Origin of the sequence: Pseudomonas sp. GL-RE-29, from assembly GCF_019947275.1 — a bacterium.
Lineage (GTDB): Bacteria > Pseudomonadota > Gammaproteobacteria > Pseudomonadales > Pseudomonadaceae > Aquipseudomonas > Aquipseudomonas fluorescens_A.
Window position 1 is genome coordinate 1 of sequence record NZ_JAGYGD010000080.1, and the last position, 1,294, is coordinate 1,294.

The 1,294-nt window shown below is 55.4% G+C and carries 1 protein-coding gene; it reads right to left on the minus strand.

The features are described from left to right. Nucleotides 1–27 precede the first annotated feature (27 nt). Nucleotides 28–1,023: an IS110 family transposase gene (locus tag KGB21_RS29305; protein WP_223507544.1), complete on the minus strand. Its 996-nt coding sequence runs from the start codon at nucleotides 1,021–1,023 to the stop codon at nucleotides 28–30. Between the last annotated feature and the right edge of the window lie 271 nt (nucleotides 1,024–1,294).

Genomic DNA, 1,294 nt, shown 5'->3' on the forward strand with positions numbered 1-1,294 from the left:
CAAAACCTGTAGATACTCTGTTCGCGGTCAAGCTTTCAGCAGGTGCTTTTCGCTGAAAAGCTTGGCCGTGTTGAAATCCTCTTCAGTTCGTATACACGCCCACAAGCCTGTCAGGTATTTGCGCATTACCGCGCAGATAGCCTGCATTTTTCGTTTTCCACGTCCAATTAATACCTCATAAAAAGCCTTTACATGAGGGTCGCAGCGGATCGCTGACATGGCAGGCATGAACATCGCCGACCGCAGGTAGGCGTTGCCTCCCTTACTTAGTCGACCGGGCTTGTCGATGCTCGTCCCAGACTGAGTTAGGCGCACGTCCAGACCTGCATAACGGCTGACCTGAGGGGACTTGAGTGTCACAGGCAGGGCCGTGAGTTCAGCGAGCACCGCAAATGTCGAAACCTCCCCCATACCGGGGGCCGCCATCATGTGGTCAAACTGGCTGCGCAATGCTGGACAGTTGGCGATGATTGCTCGCCCGGCTTGCCTGAACCGTTCGATGCGCTTACCGAACATCGCAATCGCTTCTTCTTCATCTTCAATCAGCAACGCAGAAGTTGTTCCGGTCGCCTGAAGCGCGTGCAGCTCATTTTTGGCTCTGGTGCAGTGGCAGGTCAGACGGTTGATGTGGCGACCAATGGCCCGCAACTCAAGCTGAACGGGGCTTGGAGGGACCCACAGGCGAGGTGCCATGCGTTCGCCGTACTCAGCCAGCAGTTGGGCGTCGATAGCGTCCGTTTTGCTGTGTTGAAGCATCAGTCTTGCAAAATTCCGGGAGCTTTTAGGGTTGATCACCGAAACCGGCAAACCCGCCGCGCTCAACTCCAAGGCCAGATCCAGGTAATAAATCCCGGTGGCTTCCATGACAACCGAAAGCGGTTTAAGCGCCATCAGCTTTTTCACTGCAGCCTTACGCCCTTTAGGCGTTTGGGCGATTTCCCACGAGCCAGCTGCACGGCCCTTGTCACGCCACCCCATTGCAGTAGTACGAGAACCGACATCCAATCCGACGTGCACGCTCATACTTTCCACTCCGAGGAAACTGGGTGAAGATGGCTCCTGGTTCCCCTGACCTCGAACTTCATGCCGCTGCAACCTTGTAATACGAAGTCCGACTTGTCGGCTTCTCGATACTCTTCGTGGTGGGCAATGAGGCGGGGGAGCCTCTCTACAGACAAGGTCAGGAGCAAGTCCTGCCTTCAGGAGCAGTCGGCCTCCCCCAGAAACACATCTTTGTGACAACGACGATGAGCTTAGCGGTTCTCATCGAGTGTTTGGCCAACATACAAGGAGC